The organism is Streptomyces sp. NPDC050674 (assembly GCF_040654575.1).
Taxonomy (GTDB): Bacteria; Actinomycetota; Actinomycetes; order Streptomycetales; family Streptomycetaceae; genus Streptomyces.
Window position 1 is genome coordinate 113,274 of sequence record NZ_JBFAIG010000013.1, and the last position, 18,824, is coordinate 132,097.

At 72.6% G+C, this 18,824-nt stretch carries 23 protein-coding genes; 13 read left to right on the plus strand and 10 right to left on the minus strand.

The window, feature by feature from the left end:
- The first annotated feature begins 27 nt into the window (after positions 1 to 27).
- On the plus strand, positions 28 to 210 hold the full coding sequence (locus AB0I06_RS22260) for a hypothetical protein (RefSeq protein ID WP_031107015.1): 183 nt from the start codon (positions 28 to 30) through the stop codon (positions 208 to 210).
- Between the two features lie 191 nt (positions 211 to 401).
- Here the strand turns inward: AB0I06_RS22260 and AB0I06_RS22265 are convergent, their stop codons facing one another.
- Positions 402 to 1,268 (minus strand): hypothetical protein, encoded by an 867-nt coding sequence (locus AB0I06_RS22265; protein WP_363120565.1) that lies wholly within the window; start codon positions 1,266 to 1,268, stop codon positions 402 to 404.
- A 134-nt stretch (positions 1,269 to 1,402) separates the two neighbouring features.
- Positions 1,403 to 1,699 carry a hypothetical protein gene (locus AB0I06_RS22270; RefSeq protein ID WP_363120566.1) on the minus strand — a complete coding sequence of 99 codons (297 nt, stop codon included), beginning with the start codon at positions 1,697 to 1,699 and terminating at the stop codon, positions 1,403 to 1,405.
- Between the two features lie 100 nt (positions 1,700 to 1,799).
- On the opposite strand from AB0I06_RS22270, the gene AB0I06_RS22275 reads away from it, so the two are divergent.
- The gene (locus tag AB0I06_RS22275) at positions 1,800 to 2,699 is read left to right on the plus strand and encodes an oxygenase MpaB family protein (RefSeq protein ID WP_363120666.1); all 900 of its coding nucleotides are present in this window, start codon (positions 1,800 to 1,802) and stop codon (positions 2,697 to 2,699) included.
- A gap of 9 nt (positions 2,700 to 2,708) precedes the next feature.
- Here the strand turns inward: AB0I06_RS22275 and AB0I06_RS22280 are convergent, their stop codons facing one another.
- On the minus strand, positions 2,709 to 3,308 hold the full coding sequence (locus AB0I06_RS22280) for a class I SAM-dependent methyltransferase (RefSeq protein WP_363120567.1): 600 nt from the start codon (positions 3,306 to 3,308) through the stop codon (positions 2,709 to 2,711).
- Between the two features lie 286 nt (positions 3,309 to 3,594).
- Here AB0I06_RS22280 and AB0I06_RS22285 point away from each other — a divergent pair, with 286 nt between their 5' ends.
- The 6 genes from AB0I06_RS22285 (at position 3,595) to AB0I06_RS22310 (ending at position 8,766) form a co-directional block, all read left to right on the plus strand.
- Complete coding sequence (locus AB0I06_RS22285) at positions 3,595 to 4,368, plus strand: MHYT domain-containing protein (RefSeq protein WP_363120568.1); 774 nt, start codon at positions 3,595 to 3,597, stop codon at positions 4,366 to 4,368.
- Positions 4,369 to 4,479: 111 nt separating this feature from the next.
- Entirely contained in the window at positions 4,480 to 5,565 is a 1,086-nt protein-coding gene (locus AB0I06_RS22290) for a nitrate- and nitrite sensing domain-containing protein (RefSeq protein WP_363120569.1), read from the plus strand.
- Positions 5,566 to 6,080: 515 nt separating this feature from the next.
- On the plus strand, positions 6,081 to 7,196 hold the full coding sequence (locus AB0I06_RS22295; protein WP_363120667.1) for an ATP-binding protein: 1,116 nt from the start codon (positions 6,081 to 6,083) through the stop codon (positions 7,194 to 7,196).
- Entirely contained in the window at positions 7,193 to 7,630 is a 438-nt protein-coding gene (locus AB0I06_RS22300) for a roadblock/LC7 domain-containing protein (RefSeq protein ID WP_363120570.1), read from the plus strand. Before AB0I06_RS22295 ends, AB0I06_RS22300 begins: the two co-directional genes overlap by 4 nt.
- A gap of 22 nt (positions 7,631 to 7,652) precedes the next feature.
- On the plus strand, positions 7,653 to 8,063 hold the full coding sequence (locus AB0I06_RS22305; protein ID WP_363120571.1) for a DUF742 domain-containing protein: 411 nt from the start codon (positions 7,653 to 7,655) through the stop codon (positions 8,061 to 8,063).
- Positions 8,064 to 8,160: 97 nt separating this feature from the next.
- Positions 8,161 to 8,766, plus strand: a complete 606-nt coding sequence (locus AB0I06_RS22310) for an ATP/GTP-binding protein (RefSeq protein WP_363120572.1) — start codon at positions 8,161 to 8,163, stop codon at positions 8,764 to 8,766.
- A gap of 21 nt (positions 8,767 to 8,787) precedes the next feature.
- Here AB0I06_RS22310 and AB0I06_RS22315 read toward each other — a convergent pair whose 3' ends face one another.
- Positions 8,788 to 9,216: a PPOX class F420-dependent oxidoreductase gene (locus tag AB0I06_RS22315; RefSeq protein WP_363120573.1), complete on the minus strand. Its 429-nt coding sequence runs from the start codon at positions 9,214 to 9,216 to the stop codon at positions 8,788 to 8,790.
- 103 nt (positions 9,217 to 9,319) lie between these two features.
- On the opposite strand from AB0I06_RS22315, the gene AB0I06_RS22320 reads away from it, so the two are divergent.
- The 4 genes from AB0I06_RS22320 to AB0I06_RS22335 all read left to right on the plus strand — a co-directional run bounded on the left by AB0I06_RS22320 (position 9,320) and on the right by AB0I06_RS22335 (position 12,049).
- Complete coding sequence (locus tag AB0I06_RS22320) at positions 9,320 to 9,733, plus strand: roadblock/LC7 domain-containing protein (RefSeq protein ID WP_363120574.1); 414 nt, start codon at positions 9,320 to 9,322, stop codon at positions 9,731 to 9,733.
- Between the two features lie 125 nt (positions 9,734 to 9,858).
- Entirely contained in the window at positions 9,859 to 10,782 is a 924-nt protein-coding gene (locus AB0I06_RS22325; RefSeq protein ID WP_363120575.1) for a DUF6397 family protein, read from the plus strand.
- 99 nt (positions 10,783 to 10,881) lie between these two features.
- Positions 10,882 to 11,253: a VOC family protein gene (locus AB0I06_RS22330; RefSeq protein ID WP_363120576.1), complete on the plus strand. Its 372-nt coding sequence runs from the start codon at positions 10,882 to 10,884 to the stop codon at positions 11,251 to 11,253.
- Between the two features lie 10 nt (positions 11,254 to 11,263).
- Positions 11,264 to 12,049, plus strand: a complete 786-nt coding sequence (locus AB0I06_RS22335; RefSeq protein WP_363120577.1) for a DNA-formamidopyrimidine glycosylase family protein — start codon at positions 11,264 to 11,266, stop codon at positions 12,047 to 12,049.
- Here the strand turns inward: AB0I06_RS22335 and AB0I06_RS22340 are convergent.
- The 4 genes from AB0I06_RS22340 to AB0I06_RS22355 all read right to left on the minus strand — a co-directional run bounded on the left by AB0I06_RS22340 (position 11,931) and on the right by AB0I06_RS22355 (position 17,006).
- Positions 11,931 to 12,581, minus strand: coding sequence for an SDR family NAD(P)-dependent oxidoreductase (locus AB0I06_RS22340; protein ID WP_363120578.1), 651 nt, complete (start codon positions 12,579 to 12,581; stop codon positions 11,931 to 11,933). The two genes, AB0I06_RS22335 and AB0I06_RS22340, sit on opposite strands and share 119 nt — an antisense overlap.
- Positions 12,559 to 13,455, minus strand: a complete 897-nt coding sequence (locus AB0I06_RS22345; protein WP_363120668.1) for a DMT family transporter — start codon at positions 13,453 to 13,455, stop codon at positions 12,559 to 12,561. Before AB0I06_RS22345 ends, AB0I06_RS22340 begins: the two co-directional genes overlap by 23 nt.
- Positions 13,456 to 13,582: 127 nt before the next feature.
- Positions 13,583 to 14,455, minus strand: coding sequence for an acyl-CoA thioesterase II (locus AB0I06_RS22350; RefSeq protein ID WP_363120579.1), 873 nt, complete (start codon positions 14,453 to 14,455; stop codon positions 13,583 to 13,585).
- Between the two features lie 37 nt (positions 14,456 to 14,492).
- A complete protein-coding gene (locus AB0I06_RS22355) occupies positions 14,493 to 17,006 on the minus strand; it encodes a DUF3516 domain-containing protein (protein WP_363120580.1) in 2,514 nt (837 codons plus the stop codon).
- 145 nt (positions 17,007 to 17,151) lie between these two features.
- Between AB0I06_RS22355 and AB0I06_RS22360 the strand changes: the two genes are divergently transcribed.
- Positions 17,152 to 17,946 (plus strand): metal-dependent hydrolase, encoded by a 795-nt coding sequence (locus tag AB0I06_RS22360; RefSeq protein WP_363120581.1) that lies wholly within the window; start codon positions 17,152 to 17,154, stop codon positions 17,944 to 17,946.
- Positions 17,947 to 17,966: 20 nt separating this feature from the next.
- On the opposite strand, the gene AB0I06_RS22365 is transcribed toward AB0I06_RS22360, so the two are convergent.
- Entirely contained in the window at positions 17,967 to 18,212 is a 246-nt protein-coding gene (locus tag AB0I06_RS22365) for a type B 50S ribosomal protein L31 (RefSeq protein WP_363120582.1), read from the minus strand.
- A 35-nt stretch (positions 18,213 to 18,247) separates the two neighbouring features.
- Positions 18,248 to 18,718 (minus strand): DUF5709 domain-containing protein, encoded by a 471-nt coding sequence (locus tag AB0I06_RS22370; protein WP_363120583.1) that lies wholly within the window; start codon positions 18,716 to 18,718, stop codon positions 18,248 to 18,250.
- Between the last annotated feature and the right edge of the window lie 106 nt (positions 18,719 to 18,824).

The window sequence follows — 18,824 nt, forward strand, 5'->3', positions numbered from 1 at the left end:
GCAGTGACCGCGAAGGAGGCGACAGTCATGTCGAACAACGCCAAGATCGCCGCAGGCGGTGTGGCGGTCGGGCTCATCCTGCTGATCTGGCTGCCCTGGTGGGCATCACTCCTGATCATCCTGGGCGTCCCGGCCGCCGCGTACCTCGCGCTGGACCCGTCGCAGCGGCGCCGGCTGCGCCGCACCACCCGCAAGGAGCTCGGCCGCTGAGGCGCTGACCCGGGGCGGCCCGGCCCAGCGCGTCACCGGGCGGCCGAATCGACGCGTCACCGGGCCCGGCCGGACCGGCGTGCCGACGGGGCCCAGGCCGAACCGGCGTGTCGACGGGTCCAGGCCGAACCGGCGTGTCGACGAGGCCCGGCCCCATCGGGGGCGCGTCATCCGGGCCCGGCCGAGCCGGCTCAGTTCGGCCGTACGGCCATCTTGTCGAGCGCTTCGAGGAGGCCCGGCAGCTCCGGCCCCCGGCCCACCGGCAGCACCTCACCGGGTTCCTCGTCGAGCAGCACGAACGCGATGTCGTCGGTCCGGGCCACGAGCGACCAGCCCGGACCGTCGGCCCGCAGGGTCCTGGCGTCACCCGACGCGAACGACGACCGGACCCGGCCCAGAGGCGGCGGCGAGTCGAGGTAGGCGCGGGCCTCCGCGAGGACGCGCCGGATGCCGCGGTGCCCCCCTTCGGACCCGCTCTCGGCGCCTCCGGCCGCGCCCTCGCCGTCGGCCGCACCCTCCCCGTCACCCGGCGTCGCCGTGGAGCCGGGCGCCGGGAAGGCCGCGTCGTCCACCTGCTCCCGCCACGCCGCCCACTGGAGCGCGATCTCGTCGGCTCCCAGGCGCCGCTGGGCCGGACCCCAGGCACCGGCGTCCGGAGGGGCCAGCGGGGGCCGGTCGTCCGCCTCCGGGTCGGGGTCGTGGGGCGCGGGCACCCCGGGGGCCGCGACGGCGACCTCCAGGGGCCAGCCGGGCAGGGCCGCGACAACCGTGCGCTCGTCGGGCGACAGCTCGTACTCCATGCCGCAGTCCCAGGACGCGATCGCCACGGCCACCAGGGAGACGTCGTCGATGGCCACCGTCCACCGGGCGCCCTCGCCGTCCTGGCCGAGCACCAGCCCGTAGCCGTCGGCGAGCGGCGCGAGGCCGAGCGCCGCGCATGCCTCGGGGTAGTCGTCGCCCAGCACGCTCGGGAACTTCGCCGGCGTCAGCAGCACCGCCGTGAGCACATAAAGTGCGTCGTCCGCGGCGGCGACGGCTTCCTCGTCCGTCCCGGCCATCCCAGCCTCCCCATCGGTTCGTCCACCGGCGCGCACCCTAATGCGCCCGCGAGCACCTTGTCACGGCCTGTCCCGCGCACTCGGAGCTGCCGTTTCCCGGCGGACGGGGCGAATCGGCCGTCAGGGGCGCCCCCTCACGCCGCCGGCAGCCCCAGCAATCCGCGGGCCACGGTCTCCGGCGACTCGCCGCGTTCCCGGGCGAGTGCGACCACGGCCCGGCAGGCCAGCTCGTTCACACCGAACGACAGCGCCTCGGGAGACACCCAGCCGGCCGCCTCGTCGGCCCGCTCCTGGTCGTCCTCCGCGCTCGCCGTGACATACGTCGCCGCGGCCTCGAACAGATTGTGCGGGCGCTCTTCGCCAGCTGCCTTCGGCTCGGTGCGCCACGCGTCGGCGACCCTTCCCCCGGCCTTGCGGAACCTGCCCCACATGCTGACCACCTCTCCCCCTGCGCCCCCGCGGTGCCACTTCCTCCATCTCCCTGCCCCCAACGTAAAGTTGGTGAACCTGTGGCAGAAGGGGGACGGCACGGTGAAGCGCTTTTCACGGCTCGAACAGATCCGGCGGATGGACCCGTACGAGGAGGCTACAGAGATCTACCGGCTCAGCGTGGCCTACGAGTTCCCCTGGGACTTCACACGTGCCCTGGAGCTGGCTCTGTACCGCACGTACGCCGTCCCCGGCATCGGCCGGCTGCTCGCGCGGACCGCGGAGCTCACCGACCGGACGCAGAAGCGCTACGACGACACCTCGCTGCTCCTGGACGCCGTGGTCGAGCACGGTTTCGCAAGTGACCAGGGCCGGACCGCGATCCGCCGCGTCAACCAGATGCACCGCAGTTACGACATCAGCGACGACGACATGCGCTACGTGCTCTGCACCTTCGTCGTGATGCCCAAGCGGTGGATCGACGCCTACGGCTGGCGCAGGATGTCACGCCACGAGATCGTCGCCAGTGTCGTCCACTACCGCACCCTGGGCCGGCACATGGGCATCAAGGACATCCCCGAGACCTACGAGGAGTTCGAGAGCTTCCTCGACTCCTACGAGGCCGCCCACTTCGCCTGGGACGAGGACGCCCGGCGCGTGTCGGACGCCACGCTCGCTCTGATGGCCTCCTGGTACCCCGCCCCCCTCGCGCCCCTGCTGCGCACCACGACCCTCGCGCTGCTCGACGACTCGCTGCTGCGCGCCTTCCGCTACACCCCGCCGAGCGCCGCCACGCGCGCGTGGGTGCGTCGCGCGGTCCGGCTCCGGGGCCGAGCCGTCCGTCTGCTGCCGCCCCGGCGCGCCCCGCACTTCGCCCGCCAGAACTGGGAGATCAAGAGTTACCCCTACGGCTACCGGATCGCCGACCTCGGCACCCGCCCGGTCCCGGGTGTCCGGGGCTGCCCCGTGCGGCACGCCGCGCCGGACGCCGAGGAGGGCTGACGCGACGGCTCAGTCCTCGCGCACGGCCAGCGCGAGGAAGCGGGAGTCCTCGTCGGCGTACGAGGTCAGACGCCAGCCGGAACCGGCCAGCAGGGGGCGGAGGTTGGGCTCGGCACGCAGGTCGTCCGGGGTGAGCGGGCGGCCGTGGCGGGCCGCGAGAGCCGCCCTGCCGATCGGGTGGAACAGCGCCAGCACCCCGCCGGGGCGCACCACGCGCGCCAGCTCCCGCAGGTCCTCGGCCGGCCTCCCCAGGTGCGAGATGAGACCGGCCCCGAACACGGCGTCCAGCGACCGGGAGCGCAGGGGCAGCGCGGCGACGTCCGTGAGCAGCAACCGCCCGTCTCGGTCGCGCCCGGCCCGCACGGCCTCCCGCAGCATCGCCGGCGTCAGGTCCGCCCCGATGACCACGCCCGAGGCCCCCACGGCGGCTCGCAGGGGCGGCAGGGCGCGTCCGGTCCCACACCCCGCGTCGAGCACCCGGTCGCCCGCCCGCAGTCCGAGTTCGGCCACCGCGGCGGTGTAGGCCGGGCCGTCGTCGGGGAACCGGCTGTCCCAGTCGGCGGCGCGGGCGGTGAAGAACTCCTGGACACGCGTCTGCTCGTCGCTCATGTACGGCATGATTCCGCATCGGAGCGGAGGGCGCCGCACCGGAGCGGAGGGCGCCGCACCGGCGCAGCGGGACGACTCGCCCGGAGGGCGTCGCACCGGCGGAGAGGGATGACCCGCCTGAAGGGCGCCATACCGGCACAGAGGCCGAGTCACCGGCAAGGAGGACGCCTCAGTGCACACGTTCGAAAGTGACCCGATCGTTCCGGCACCTCCTTGCGACATATTCCAGCACCTTTCGAAATGCGCCCCCTTCGTGCGCCCCAGCCGGGTCTAGCGTCCCGGGGCCATGGGACACCTGGACCACGCAGCCCTGGGGTGGCTGACCCCCGCACTGTCGTACGTGATGGCCTGCATAGGCGCCGCGCTCGGTCTGCGCTGCACCGTCCGCGCCCTCGCCACCACCGGGCGCTCGCGCCGCAACTGGCTCGTCACCGCCGCCTCGGCGATCGGCACCGGCATCTGGACCATGCACTTCGTGGCCATGCTCGGCTTCGGCGTCACCGGCACCGACATCCGCTACGACGTCCCGCTCACCCTGCTGAGCCTGCTCGTCGCCATGGTCGTCGTCAGCGCCGGCGTCTTCGCCGTCGGCTACGGCAAGGACCGGGGCCGGGCGCTGCTCGTCGGCGGGCTCACCACCGGCCTCGGCGTCGCGAGCATGCACTACCTGGGCATGGCCGCCGTCCGTCTGCACGGAGACGTCACCTACGACCCGCTGCTCGTCGGACTCTCCGTGCTGATCGCCGTCGTCGCCGCGACGGCGGCCCTGTGGGCGGCCCTCAACATCAAGTCGCCCGTGGCGGTCACCATCGCCTCGCTGATCATGGGCGCGGCCGTCAGCAGCATGCACTACACCGGGATGTTCGCGGTGGGGGTGCGCGTGACGCCTTCCGGGGAGGCCCTGCCCGGGGCGACGGCGATGCAGTTCATCTTCCCCCTCGCCGTCGGCCTCGGCTCCTACCTCTTCCTCACCTCGGCCTTCGTCGCCCTGTCTCCGACCGCGGGGGAGCGAGCGGCGTCCGCCTCGGCCCAGCGGCCCGTTCAGAACGCGGCCCCCTAGCGAACGGCTCGACGACCGCCTCCGGTCCCGCCGTGCGCCCCGAACCCCGGCGGTGTCCCCGGCCCGAACTCCGGCTCGCCCGCCCCCGACCCACTCCCGAGCGAGGAGTCCATGCGAACACCCCGTAGGAGCCCCACCGACGGCGTCGAGCCGCCGCCTCCGCCCGTGCGCGGTCGCCGTGCGCACGCCGGACCACCGGCCGAAGAGGGCCCCGACACGGACCCGGGCGCCACGGCGGACGGGATACCCGCGCGGGCGGAGCGCTGGCACATACGCCCGCGCACCGTGCGGGCCAAGATCGTCTGCCTGCTGATGGTGCCGGTCGTCTCCCTCCTGGCGCTGTGGGGCTACGCCACCGTGACCACCGCCCAGGACATCTCCCGGCTGCGGCAGGTCCAGCGCGTGGACGCCACGGTCCGCGCCCCCGTCTCGGCCGCCGTCACCGCCCTCCAGGCGGAACGCGCGGCCGCCGTACGGCACGCCACCGATCCGTCCGCCGTCCGCACCGGCGAACTGGACGAGCTCGCCCGGCGCACCGACCGGGCCGTCGCGAAACTGCGGCTCGGCAGCGGCAACACCGTCGCCGACAGCGGGGAACTGCCCACCGGAGTGGCCCACCGGCTCGAGCAGTTCGTCACCGGCGCCGAACACCTACGGCCGTTGCGCTCCGCGGTACGGGAGCGGCGCGCCGGCTGGGCCGAGACGTACGACCGCTACACCCGGACCATCGCGGCCGCTCTCGGCGTCGAAGGTGCCCTCACGGGGATCCAGGACGCCGATCTCGGATCCGACGCGCGCGTGCTGCTGGAGTTCGCCCGCGCGGGCGAGGCGCTCGCCCAGGAGGACGCGGTGCTGGCGAGTGCCCGCCTGGACGGCACCCTGAGCGGCGAGCGGTTCCGGCTCTTCACCGGCGCCGTCGAACTGCGCCGCACGCTCACCGCATCGGCCGTCGCGGATCTGAGCGGCACAGAACGCGCCGCCTGGGACACCCTGGCCGACGACATCGCCTTCACCACCGTGACCGACGCCGAGGACGGCGTCCTCGCCCGGGGCCGGGCGCCAAGGCCGTCGATGCGGCCCCCGAGAGCGCCTGGAGCACCGCCCACGCGCGCGTGCAGAACGGCATGCGCACCATCGAGAACGACGCCGCACGCGGTGTCGCGCGGGACGCCGACCCCTTCACCCGAGGGCTTCTGACCCCCGCCGGCGCCGCCGTCCTGCTCGGCCTCGCCGCCGTCGCCGCCTCGCTCGTCATCTCCGTGCGCATCGGACGCGGCCTCGTCGTGGAACTGGTCGACCTGCGCAACACCGCCCTGGAGATCGCCCGGCGCAAACTCCCCGACGCCATGAGGAAACTGCGTGCGGGCGAGGAGATCGACATCCGGGTCGAGGCGCCTGCGGGAACGCCCGCGGAGGACGAGACAGGGCAGGTCGCCGAGGCCCTCACCACCGTGCACCGCGCCGCGCTGCGGGCCGCCGTCGAACGCGCCGAGCTCGCCAGCGGCATCTCCGGCGTCTTCGTCAACCTGGCCCGCCGCAGCCAGATCCTCGTGCACCGGCAACTGGCCCTCCTCGACAGCATGGAACGCCGCTCCGACGACCCGAACGAACTGAGCGACCTGTTCCGCCTCGACCACCTCACCACCCGCATGCGACGCCACGCGGAGAGCCTGATCATCCTCTCCGGAGCCGCCCCCGGGCGGGCCTGGCGCATGCCCGTCTCCCTGACCGACGTGGTCCGCGCGGCCGTCTCCGAAGTGGAGGACTACGCGCGCGTGGAGGTCCGCCGGCTCCCCGAGGCAGCCGTCGTCGGCTCGGCCGTCGCCGACCTCACCCATCTGCTGGCCGAGATCATCGAGAACGCCGCCCAGTTCTCGCCACCCCACACGCGCGTACGCGTCACCGGTGAACCCGTCGGCAACGGCTACGCCGTCGAGGTCGAGGACCGCGGCCTCGGCATGGGCAAGGAAACCCTCGCCGAGGCCAACCGCCGTATCGCGCACTCCGAGGCGCTCGACCTGTTCGACAGCGACCGGCTCGGCCTGTTCGTGGTCAGCAGACTGGCCGCCCGGCACGACGTCAAGGTCCACCTGAGGACCTCACCGTACGGCGGCACCACCGCGGTCGTCCTGCTGCCGACGGCCCTGCTCCAGACGGGGATGGCGGAGCGCTCCCCCGAAGCGGTGGAACCCGTGCGGCCGTCCGAGGAACGCGCCTACGCGCGCGTGCCCGAGTCCACCCGGCTCCAGGACGCCGTCCCCGCCCAGAGTGACCGGCGTGCCCTCGTGGCTCCCGTACCGGTCGCCACGCAGAACGAGCGCGTGCCTCACGCGGGCCCCTCGCGCGATGAGCACTTCTCGCGTGACGCGGACCGGTCGGGTCACCAAGCCCCTCCGCGTCACGAGGACCCGTCGTGGCACGAAGACCCGTCCCGTCACGAGGACTCATCCGGTATCGAGGACTCGTCGTGCCTCGCGGACCTGTCGCGTCACACGGAGGGCCCGCGTCATCTGGAGACCCCGAGCCAGACCCCACCACCAGGAGTCGCCACCTTGCGACTGCACCGCCCGCCGCAGCCCGACGACTCCGACGACCTCCCGCGCCGCGTACGACAGGCCAGCCTCGCCCCCCAACTGCGCGACGGGCGCCCCGAGGAGCGACCGCCGACGCCCGCCTCCCAGGACGACGAACGCACCCCCGAACTCGTACGGGACCGCATGGCGGCCTACCGCGACGGCTGGGCGCGCGGCGGCGGCAGGCGACCCGGCCGCGCCCTCACGCACCACCCCGCCACGGGCAGCGACAGCAGCGAAGGAGACCCCGCATGATCCAGGACCCGACCACACACTCCGCCCGGCGCTCCGGCGAACTCGACTGGCTGCTGGACGACCTGGTGCTCCGCGTGAGCGACATACGGCACGCCGTGGTGCTGTCCAACGACGGTCTCGCCGTGGGCGCCTCGACCGGCCTGCGCCGTGAGGACGCCGAGCACCTGGCCGCGGTCGCCTCGGGCTTCCACAGCCTCGCCAAGGGGGCGGGACGGCACTTCGGCGCCGGCGGGGTCCGCCAGACCATGGTGGAGATGGACGAGGGGTTCCTGTTCGTGGCCGCCGCGGGTGACGGATCCTGCCTAGCCCTCCTCACCGCCGTCACCGCCGACATCGGCCTCGTGGCCTACGAGATGGCACGCCTGGTCAAGCGTGTCGGCGAGCACCTCGGCACCGCGCCCCGTGCCGCCGCCCGGCCACCCGCCGCCGGATGAACCAGGAGAACGGCCCGCGCAGATGACCGAGGACATGACGGACACCCCGCTCGAACAGGGCAGCCAGTGGTACGACCACGAGGCCGGCCCGCTGGTCCGCCCCTACGCCATGACGGGCGGACGCACCCGGCCCGGCCCCACGGGCGTCCGGTTCGACCTGATCGCCCTGGTCACGCTGGATCCGGGCGCACCCGGCGCCGACGACGCCCCGCTCGGCCCGGAACACCGCAACCTCCTCGACCTGTGCCGTACGGAGACCCAGTCGGTCGCCGAACTCGCCGCCGGCGCGGACCTGCCCGTCGGCGTGGTCAGAGTCCTCCTGGGCGACCTCATGGAACTCGGCTCCGTCACCGTCAGCCGCCCCGTACCACCGGCGCAGTTGCCCGACGAGCGCATCCTGCGCGAGGTGATCGAGGGGCTGAGGGCGCTGTAGCTCCCACGCCCCGCTCGCACCACGTGACCGTCCCCGACATCACCCACACCCCCCGCGCGTTACCCACGACACCCGGCACTCCTGAGAGAAGTGATCAATGGTCTCCGAGCACTCCGACGACCCGGGCGGCGAGACCGCCGCGCTGGCGTTGAAGATCCTGGTCGCCGGCGGGTTCGGGGTGGGCAAGACCACCCTGGTCGGCGCCGTCAGTGAGATCCGGCCGCTGCGCACCGAGGAACTGCTCAGCGAAGCGGGGCAGTCGGTGGACGACACCGACGGCGTGGACCACAAGACCACCACGACGGTCGCCATGGACTTCGGCCGCATCACCATCCGGTCCGGTCTCTCGCTGTACCTGTTCGGCACGCCCGGCCAGGACCGGTTCTGGTTCCTGTGGGACGAGTTGTCGCAAGGGGCGCTCGGCGCGGTGGTCCTCGCGGACACCCGACGCCTGGAGGACTGCTTCCCGGCGGTCGACTACTTCGAGCACCGGCGCATTCCGTTCGTCGTGGCCGTCAACTGCTTCGCGGGCGCCCGGCGGCACGGCGTCCCGGACGTCTCGCGCGCCCTCGACCTCGACAAGGGAACGCCCGTGGTGCTGTGCGACGCCCGTGACCGCGACTCGGGGAAAGAGGTGCTGATCCGGCTCGTCGAGTACGCCGGGCGGATGCACACCGCCCGGCTGCTCGACTCGGTCGGCTGACCGGGGGCGGGTGTCCCGCGGTCAGTGCGCGACGCCTCGCTCCGCCAGCACCCTGTCGACCGTGACCCGGACGAGGAGTTCGCCGGGCACGCCGTTGCGCGCGCCGAACTCCTCGGCGCGTTCCTCACCCATGTACCGGGCGCCGATCCGGGTGGCCCAGTGCCGCACCTCGTCGAGGTCCTCGACGACGCGGGCACGGCCCCGCAACACCACGAAGGAGTACGGCGGCCGGTCGTCGTCCACGCACAGGGCGACCCGGCCGTCCCGGACGATGTTGCGCCCCTTCACGCTGTCCTGACCGGTGTTGAACACCACCTCGTCGCCGTCCAGCAGGAACCAGATCGGAGTCACGTGCGGGCTGCCGTCGGCCCGGACGGTGGAGAGCTTCGCGGTGCGTGTGCCGTGGGAGACGAACTCCCGCCATTGCGCGTCGGTCATCTTCTCTGCCATGGCTCCCATCCTCCTTGCCCCGGCAGCGGTCGTGGTGAAGGCTGGCATGGAGATCCTCCGGCCAGGAGGAGAATCGCACGGGGAGAAAACGGGGAGAACGGACATGGCGCAGAACCAGGGACTCGACTGGCTGCTGGACGACCTGACCGAGCGTGTCCACGAGGTGCGTCACGCACTGGTCCTGTCCAACGACGGCCTGGTGACCGGCGCGAGCACCGGACTGCGCCGCGAGGACGCCGAACACCTCGCGGCCGTGTCGTCCGGTTTGCACAGCCTGGCCAAAGGCTCCGGACGGCACTTCGGCGCGGGCAACGTACGCCAGACGATGATCGAGTTCGACGACGCGGTGCTCTTCGTCACCGCCGCCGGAACCGGCAGCTGTCTGTGCGTCCTCAGCGGCGCCGAGGCCGACATCGGCCAGATCGCCTACGAGATGACACTGCTGGTCAACCGGGTCGGCGAGCACCTCGACGTGGACGCCCGCCAGCCGGAACAAAAACCGATCGCAGACCTCTGACCTGCACGTCTGTCCTCCCTCCGGAGTTATCCACAGGCTCGCCACGAGATGCGCCGCAGCGGCTACGGTTTTTCCACGGCGACCGCACACGGCGTGAGCCGCCGACTCCACGGGGGAGACCGACCATGGCACGCATCAGCACGACGCCCCACCACCTCACCTGCGCCCCGAGCCGGGCCGCCCGCGAACTGGACCTCAAACGAAGCGAGTTCGAGCTCGCGGTGAACCTGGGGTTGATCCGGACCGTCCCCGACGAAGGAGGCGGAGGCCGGCGCGTTCCCCGGGCCGAGATCGACCGGGTGCGCTCCGCGGACGGCTTCCCGGGCGCCCTGCGCGAACGCGTCGCGACCGTCGGCACCACGGAGGGCGCCCGGCTCATGGGGGTGACGCCCACCAGGTTCACGAGCCTCGCACGCTTCGGCCTGCTGATCCCGGTGACCTTTTACCTGAACCGCTATCGCACGGTCGTCTGGCTGTATCTCGCCGAGGAACTGCGGCAGTTCGCGGCCGAGCCGAGCAACGCCCGGCTGCTGACGGGCCGCCGCACACCCGCGGAGGTCCGGGAGGGGCTGAAGGCCAAGATGGACCGACGCCCCCGCAACTGGCGGGGGCGGCACATCGGATTCCTGTTGCGGCAGGCGGGCGACGACCCCTGGGCACGCGCCGCGGCCGTCGCCTGTCTCCTCGACCCCGCCGACGTGGCGGACGTCGTCCCCGACCGGCACGAGCGAGCCCAACTGGACCGCTGCCGTCCGCGGCTCCCGGCGCACGGCACCCCCGGTTCGCCGGCAGCCGAGCTGGCCGAGACGCTGATGACCGCGAGCGAGCCGGACGAGGTGGCCTGGTTCCGAGCGGACCTGGCCCACACGGTGGCGACCGCCCGAAGGCACCTCCCTCCGGCAGAGGCACCCCTGACACACCCATCGGCACCGGAGCCGCCCGGGCCGTTCCGGGCACCGGCCGCGGAAACACTCGCGTCCCCGGACCCCACACCTCCCCCCGGCCTGCTGAGCAGACTCCTCCGCAGAGGCAGGCGGCCGGCCGGGTGACCCCGCGGCACCGCGTCACCGCCGGGCGAGGAGCCGACCGATGAGTTTCCGGATGCGCCGGGGTCCCACCTCCGAGGAGACTGGCCCGAGGAGGCGATCATGTTCGGTACGACGAAGGCGTTCAGCGGGTTCTCGGTGGACGACATCGACGCGGCCAGGGCGTTCTACGGCGACACACTCGGTCTGCGTGTGTCGGAGGAGAACGGGATGCTGATCCTGCACCTCGCGGGCGACCGGGACACCCTGGTCTACCCCAAACCGGATCACACCCCCGCGACGTTCACCATCCTCAACTTCCCGGTCGACGACATCGAGGCCGCGGTCGACGAGCTGGGCGGACGAGGCGTGCGGTTCGAGCGCTACGACCACCTGGAGACGGACGACAAGGGCATCTTCCGGGGCGGCGGCCCGCTGATCGCGTGGTTCACCGACCCGGCGGGGAACGTGCTGTCCGTCCTCCAGGAAACCTGACGCGCCGCACATGCCCGAGCTCCCCGACGTCGAGGGCTACCGGCAGGTGCTGGAGTCCTGCGCGAAGGGCCGCGTCATCCGGCGCGTCGACGTGCGGGACGCGGGTGTCCTGCACGGCGTCGACGCCCGGCGGCTGCGGGACGCCTTGGAGGGGCGGCGGTTCGGTTCGCCGGAGCGGCACGGCAAGTGGCTGCTCGCCCGCACCGGCGGCCCGACCCTCGTACTGCACTTCGGCATGACCGGGCGGCTGGTCTGCGGGCAGGCCGATGATCCCGTCCACGCGTACGACCGGGTCCTGTTCACCCTGGGCGGGGGCCGTCAGCTGCGCTTTCGTGACCAGCGCAAACTCCAGGGGCTCTGGCTGGCCCACGACGAGTCCGATGTGGAGCGGCTGCTCGACTCGCAGGGGCCGGACGCGCTGGCGGTGGACCGGGCCGGGTTCGACGAGGCGCTCTCGTCGCACCGGGGGCGCCTCAAGACGGTCCTCACCGACCAGTCCGTCCTCGCCGGGCTGGGCAACCTGCTCGCCGACGAGATCCTGTGGCGGGCCCGGCTGCGACCTGCCCACGGGGCAGCTGATCTCACGCAGGAGGAACGCCGGCGTCTGTACAGCGAGATGCGCCGCACCCTGCGCCGGTCCGTCGCCGCCGGTTGCGTGCCGCCGCGTGACTCCTGGCTCACCGGTCACCGGGACGGCCCGGACCCGAGGTGCCCGCGGTGCGGCAGCGGGCTGCGCAGGTCCCGGATGGGCGGTCGGGGCACGGTGTGGTGCCCGCGGTGCCAGCCGGACCGGTGACCCACCGGCACGACCCGCTCCCGTCGGCCGGCTCCTGTCCAGCCGGGTCCCGCCGGTCGGCCACCGGTCGGTCGGCGGCGGCCCGGATCGGCCGGTGCCCGGGCGGGCACCCCGGCGATGCGGTCACCGGCGATTCGGTCATCGCCGCCGGGGTCCAGGACGGCCGGTGCCCCGGCAGGAGGCCGCCGTCCACGATGAACGCGCAGCCCGTGGAGAAGGTCGTCGGTGACGATGAACAGCACCCTGCGGGCGACTTCCCCGGGCTTTCCGAAGCGGGGGATGGGCTGCCCCGTGGGTGCACGCGTCGCCGAGGCCGGCCGTGCCGGAAGCCGGCCCGGCCGCCGAGAGCAGCGGCGAGGTCCGTCCCCTCGGCGTCCCGGACGTCGGCGATCACCACGGAGGCGCCCTCGGCCGCGAGGGAGCGTGCCAGGGTGCTCCCGATGCCTCCGGCGCCGCCGGTGACGATCACCGCCCGCTCGCCGAGGCGTCCCATGCTGGACCACCTTCGGTCAGGGTGCCGCCGCGGTCTCATGCTCCTCGTCCGGGGCCACCAGCGACTGCGTGAGCGGAATCCGTGCCAGCGCGAGCACTCCCGCGGCGATCAGCGCGACACCGAACAGCTGGGGCAGCAGCCACCACCCGGCGCGGACGGTCTCCTCGTACAGGGTGATGCCGAGGGCCAGGCTCACCAGCGCGTCACCCAGGGTGAGCGCGGGCTGCGAGGCGACCAGCGGGCCGGCCTGCATGGCGTTCTCCAGCAGGAACAGCGCGCACACGCCGGTCGCGGCGAAGGCATAGGTCTGCCAGGCGGTGAGGAAACCGACGAGGCCCTGCTCGTCGAGGATGTGGGTGGCGGCCTTCATCAGCGCGGCGGTCACCGCGTAGCTGATCGCCGTCGCGGCACCCAGGCAGGCCGCCCGGGCCCGGCCCTCCGGGCGCCGCAGCGCCGCGAAAGCCAGGGCGACGACGGCCCCCGCGCACACGGCGAGCGCGGGAATCCAGCGGTCCAGCGCCACATGGGTGCGGTTGCCGGCGGGGGAGGCGGCGGCGAGCGCGATCGCCAGACCGGCCACCACCACCGTCACGGCCAGCCAGCCCCTGCCCGGCAGGTGCCGGTGCATGAGCAGGGACGCGACGATCAGGGTGAGCGGCAGCTCCAGCACGAACAGCGGCTGCACGATCGTCAAAGGCCCGGTGGCCAGCGCCAGCGCCTGGCAGACGGCGGCGCCGATCACCGCGAGGATGCCGGCCAGCCACACGGGCCGGCGCAGCAGGTCGACGATCAGCCCGGCCCGCAGCCCTTGGGACGCGGGCACGGTGAGCGCCGCCTTGCGTTGCAGCACGGTCGCGACGGCATTGCTGAAGGCCGCGCAGATGGCGAACACGACGGGGAGCACGGTGTGCAGCGTGGCCACCTCCCGGAGCGGAGGGCGTGTGACGTCGGCTGTGCCTGCTCCTGCCATGGTCGCCGGATCCGGTCGGGGACGCGATCGGAACCCCGCCGCGCGGGCCCCGGACGGGCCAGGAGCCAGGTCAGCCGAGCTTGCGGAAGAGCCCCTCCTGCACCACGGACACGACCAGACGGCCCTCACGGTCGTAGATCCGGCCCCGGGCCAGGCCACGGCCGCCGACCGCGATCGGCGACTCCTGGTCGTAGAGCAGCCAGTCGTCCGCGCGGAACGGGCGGTGGAACCACATGGCGTGGTCCAGCGACGCCATGTCGAAGCCGCGCGGGCCCCACAGCGGCTCGACGGGGATGCGGACGGCGTCCAGGAGCGTCATGTCACTGGCGTAGGTGAGGGCGCAGGTGTGCACGAGCGGGTCGTCGCCGAGGGGCCCGACCGCGCGCATCCACACCGCGCTGCGCGGCTCGGCGTCCTCGACCTCGGCGGTGCTCCAGCGCAGCCGGTCCACATAGCGGATGTCGAACGGCTGGCGGCGGGCCATCCGCTCCAGCTGCTCGGGCAGTGTGCCCAGGTGCTGCCGGATCTCGTCGGTGACCGTGGGCAGGGACTCCGGATCCGGGACCTCGCGGGCCGGCGGCAGCTGGTGCTCGAAGCTGCCCTCCTCCGGCTTGTGGAAGGACGCGGTGAGGTTGAAGATCGTGCGGCCCTGCTGCACGGCCGTCACCCGTCGGGTGGTGAACGACCGCCCGTCGCGCACATGCTCGACCTGGTAGACGATCGGCACGCCCGGCCGGCCCGGGCGCAGGAAGTACGCGTGCAGCGAGTGCACCGGGCGGTCGCCCTCCGTGGTGCGGCCCGCGGCGACCAGGGCCTGCCCCGCCACCTGGCCGCCGAAGACCCGCTGGAGGGACTCCTGCGGGCTGCGGCCGCGGAAGATGTCGACCTCGATCTGCTCCAGGTCGAGCAGGTCGACAAGTCTCTCGGCAGGGTTCGTCGTCATGGGTGGGATTCTCCTGTGCTCGCTGCTGCCCGGCCCGTCACAGCTGGCCGACGTCGGTCACGCGGACGACCGCGCGGCCCTCCGCGTCCGAGGCCGTGAGGTCGACCTCCGCGCTGATGCCCCAGTCGTGGTCGCCGTTCGGGTCGTGGAAGATCTGCCGGACCCGCCACAGGGCGTTCTCCGGCTCCTCCTCGATGAGCAGCAGCTTGGGGCCGCGGGCGTCGGGGCCGGTGCCAAGATCCTCGTACTCGTCCCAGTACTTGTCCATGGCCTCGCCCCACGCGTCGGCGTCCCAGCCGGACTCGGCGTCCATCTCGCCCAGTACCCCGACCTGGTCGAGCGCGGCGAGTTCGACACGGCGGAACATGGCGTTGCGGACCAGGACCCGGAAGGCGCGCGCGTTGGCGGTGACCGGCTTGACCTCGTCGGCCTTCTCCTGGGCCTCCTCGGCGGTCATCTCCGCCGGGTTGGCCAGCTGCTCCCACTCGTCCAGCAGGCTGGAGTCGACCTGGCGCACCATCTCGCCCAGCCAGGCGATCAGGTCCTGGAGGTCCTCGGACTTGAGGTCGTCGGGGACGGTGTGGTCGAGGGCCTTGAAGGCGCTGGCGAGGTAGCGCAGCACGATGCCCTCGGTGCGGGCCAGCTCGTAGTGGGACACCAACTCGGTGAAGGACATCGCCCGTTCGTACATGTCACGGATGACCGACTTGGGCGACAGCGGATGGTCGCCGACCCAGGGGTGGCTCTTGCGGTACGTGTTGTACGCGTGGAAGAGCAGCTCCTCCAGGGGTTTCGGGTACGTGATGTCCTGGAGGCGCTCCATGCGCTCCTCGTACTCGACGCCGTCCGCCTTCATCTGGGCCACGGCCTCGCCACGCGCCTTGTTCTGCTGGGCGGCGAGGATCTGCCGCGGGTCGTCGAGCGTGGACTCCACGACGGACACCATGTCGAGCGCGTACGACGGCGACTCGGGGTCGAGCAGCTCGAACGCGGCGAGGGCGAACGTGGACAGCGGCTGGTTGAGGGCGAAGTCCTGCTGGAGGTCGACCGTGAGGCGGACGACGCGGCCCTCGGCGTCCGGCTGGTCGAGCTTCTCGACGATGCCGCCGTCCAGCAGCGAACGGTAGATCGCGATGGCCCGACGGATGTGCCGCAACTGCTGCTTGCGCGGCTCGTGGTTGTCCTCCAGCAGCCGGCGCATCGCCTCGAACGCGTTGCCGGGTCGGGCGATCACCGACAGCAGCATGGTGTGCGTCACCCGGAACCGAGAGGTCAGCGGCTCCGGCTCGGAGCCGATGAGCTTCTCGAAGGTCTGCTCCGACCAGGCGACGAAGCCCTCCGGTGCCTTCTTGCGGACGACCTTGCGGCGCTTCTTCGGATCGTCGCCGGCCTTGGCGAGGGCCTTCTCGTTCTCCACGACGTGCTCGGGCGCCTGCGCGACGACGAAGCCCTCCGTGTCGTACCCGGCACGCCCGGCCCGGCCCGCGATCTGGTGGAACTCCCGGGCGCGCAGCGTGCGGACGCGGGTGCCGTCGTACTTGGTGAGGGCCGTGAACAGCACTGTGCGGATGGGGACGTTGACGCCCACACCGAGTGTGTCGGTGCCGCAGATGACCTTCAGCAGACCGGCCTGGGCGAGCTTCTCGACCAGGCGGCGGTACTTGGGCAGCATGCCGGCGTGGTGCACACCGATGCCGTGCCGGACGTAACGGGAGAGGTTGCGGCCGAACTTGGTGGTGAAGCGGAAGTTGCCGATCAGGTCGGCGATCTGCTCCTTCTCCTCCTTCGAGCACATGTTGATGCTCATCAGCGCCTGCGCCCGCTCCACGGCCTGCGCCTGCGTGAAGTGCACGATGTAGACGGGGGCCTGCCGGGCGGAGAGCAGATCGGTGAGGGTCTCGGTGAGCGGGGTGTAGCGGTACTCGTAGGACAGCGGCACGGGGCGGGTCGCCGAGCGGACCACCGCGGTGGGGCGACCGGTGCGGCGGGCGAGATCCTTCTCGAAGAAGGACACGTCGCCGAGGGTCGCCGACATCAGCACGAACTGCGCCTGCGGCAGCTCCAGGATCGGGATCTGCCAGGCCCAGCCGCGGTCGCCCTCGGCGTAGAAGTGGAACTCGTCCATCACGACCTGGCCGACGTCCGCGTTCCTGCCGTCGCGCAACGCGATCGACGCCAGCACCTCGGCGGTGCAGCAGATGACGGGAGCGTCCGCGTTGACGGAGGCGTCGCCGGTGAGCATGCCGACGTTCTCGGTCCCGAAGATCTTGCACAGCTCGAAGAACTTCTCCGACACCAGCGCCTTGATCGGGGCGGTGTAGAAGGTGACCTCGTCACGGGCGAGAGCCGCGAAGTGCGCGCCCGCCGCGATCATGCTCTTGCCGGAGCCGGTGGGCGTCGACACGATCACGTTCGCACCGGAGACCACCTCGATCAGCGCCTCCTCCTGGTGGGAGTAGAGGGTGAGCCCCCGCTCACCGGCCCACGACTCGAAGGCTTCGTACAAGGCGTCGGGGTCGGCGGTCCGCGGCAGCTGATCGATGAGGGTCACGCCCCCATCTTGCCTGGCCCGGTGCCCGATGCGGGAATCGGCTGCGGGCCCGAAGATCACCGGCGCTACGCTGGGGCGCCGACGGGACGTCAGCACGCCCGGTCAACTGGACAGCGGCGGACGAGGAATGGGGCGGGCAGCGGCCATGATGGGACCAGCACACTCACTGTCGGGAGCCGCCGCCTGGCTCGGCGTCGGCGCGGCCGCCGCGGCGGCCGGGCACCCGATGCCCTGGCCCGTCCTCCTCGCCGGGGCCCTGATCTGCGCCGGAGCCGCCCTCGCCCCGGACCTCGATCACAAGGCCGCCACCATCTCCCGGGCCTTCGGACCGCTGTCACGCTGGCTGTGCGAAGTCGTCGACAAGCTGTCCTACGCCGTCTACAAGGCCACGAAGAAGCAGGGCGACCCGCGCCGCTCCGGCGGTCACCGCACCCTCACGCACACCTGGCTGTGGGCGGTCCTGATCGGAGCGGGCACCTCGGTCGTGGCGATCACCAGTGACCGCTGGGGCGTGCTGGCGATCCTCTTCGTGCATCTGGTGCTCGCCATCGAGGGCCTGCTGTGGCGCGCGACCCGGGGTTCCAGCGCCGACGTGCTCGTCTGGCTGCTCGCCGCGACCACCGCGTGGATCCTCGCGGGCGTCCTGGACAAGCCGGGCAACGGCGCGGACTGGCTGTTCACGGCGCCGGGCCAGGAGTACCTGTGGCTGGGGCTGCCCGTGGTGCTCGGCGCGATCGTGCACGACATCGGGGACGCGCTCACCGTGTCCGGCTGCCCGATCCTGTGGCCGATCCCCGTCGGGCGCAAGCGCTGGTATCCGGTCGGGCCGCCGAAGGTCATGCGGTTCCGGGCCGGCAGCTGGGTCGAGCTCAAGGTGCTGATGCCGGTGTTCATGCTGCTCGGCGGGGTGGGCTGCGCGGCGGCGCTCAACGTCATCTAGCCTCGCGCCCCTCGCCGGCCTCAGCCGCCGCCGTAGCGCCGCTCGAACGCGGCGACCCGGCCCTCCGAGTCCACCGTCCGGGCCTTGCCCGTGTAGAAGGGGTGGCTCTCCGAGGAGATCTCCACGTCCACGACCGGGTAGGTCTCCCCGTCGTCCCATTCGATGGTCTGATCACTGGCCGCGGTGGACCGGGTGAGGAACGCGTACCCGGCGGCGCGGTCGCGGAAGACGACGGGGTGGTAGTCGGGGTGCTTGTCCTGCTGCATGGATGCTCCTCGAACGACTCGGGCCGGTGCTGCGATCAGCCGTACAGGGTGTCCTCGTCGACGATGTGCACGGCGGCCTCCTCGGCCGACGCGGCGGCGCCGTCGATGCCCACGTCCGTGGCGACCAGCGCCTCCTCCTCGTCCTCGTGGGCGCCCTCGTCGGGTGCCACGAGCCGGCCGGAGCGCGCGGCACCGACCTCGTTGTCCAGGAGTTCCCCGTCGGTCCCCGCGCAGTCCCCGAGACCGTCACCGTCGGGGGCGGCGGCGTCCGGCAGCTCCTCGGAGAGCCGCTGGTCCAGCGTCTCGCCCCGCTGCCGCTCGGCCGCCGTCACGCCGAGGTGCTCGACGGCCCAGGGCCGCTCGGGCGGGGACCAGCCCCGGTCCAGGGGATCGTCGACGCCGTCGTACTCCAGGGTGTCCTCGGCGTCGAGCAGCCCCGTGTCCTCCCTCTGCTCGTCCTGGTCCGGCTGGTAGACGTCGTCTCCCCAGCCGTCGGAGCTGTTCACGGGTACCTCCAGGGGGTGGGGGCGGGCCCTTCTCACGGAGCCCGCGCCGGGCCGCCGCCGCGGAGCACTGGCGTCGCCCGAACCGCTGGTTCCCGGACGTCCCCGA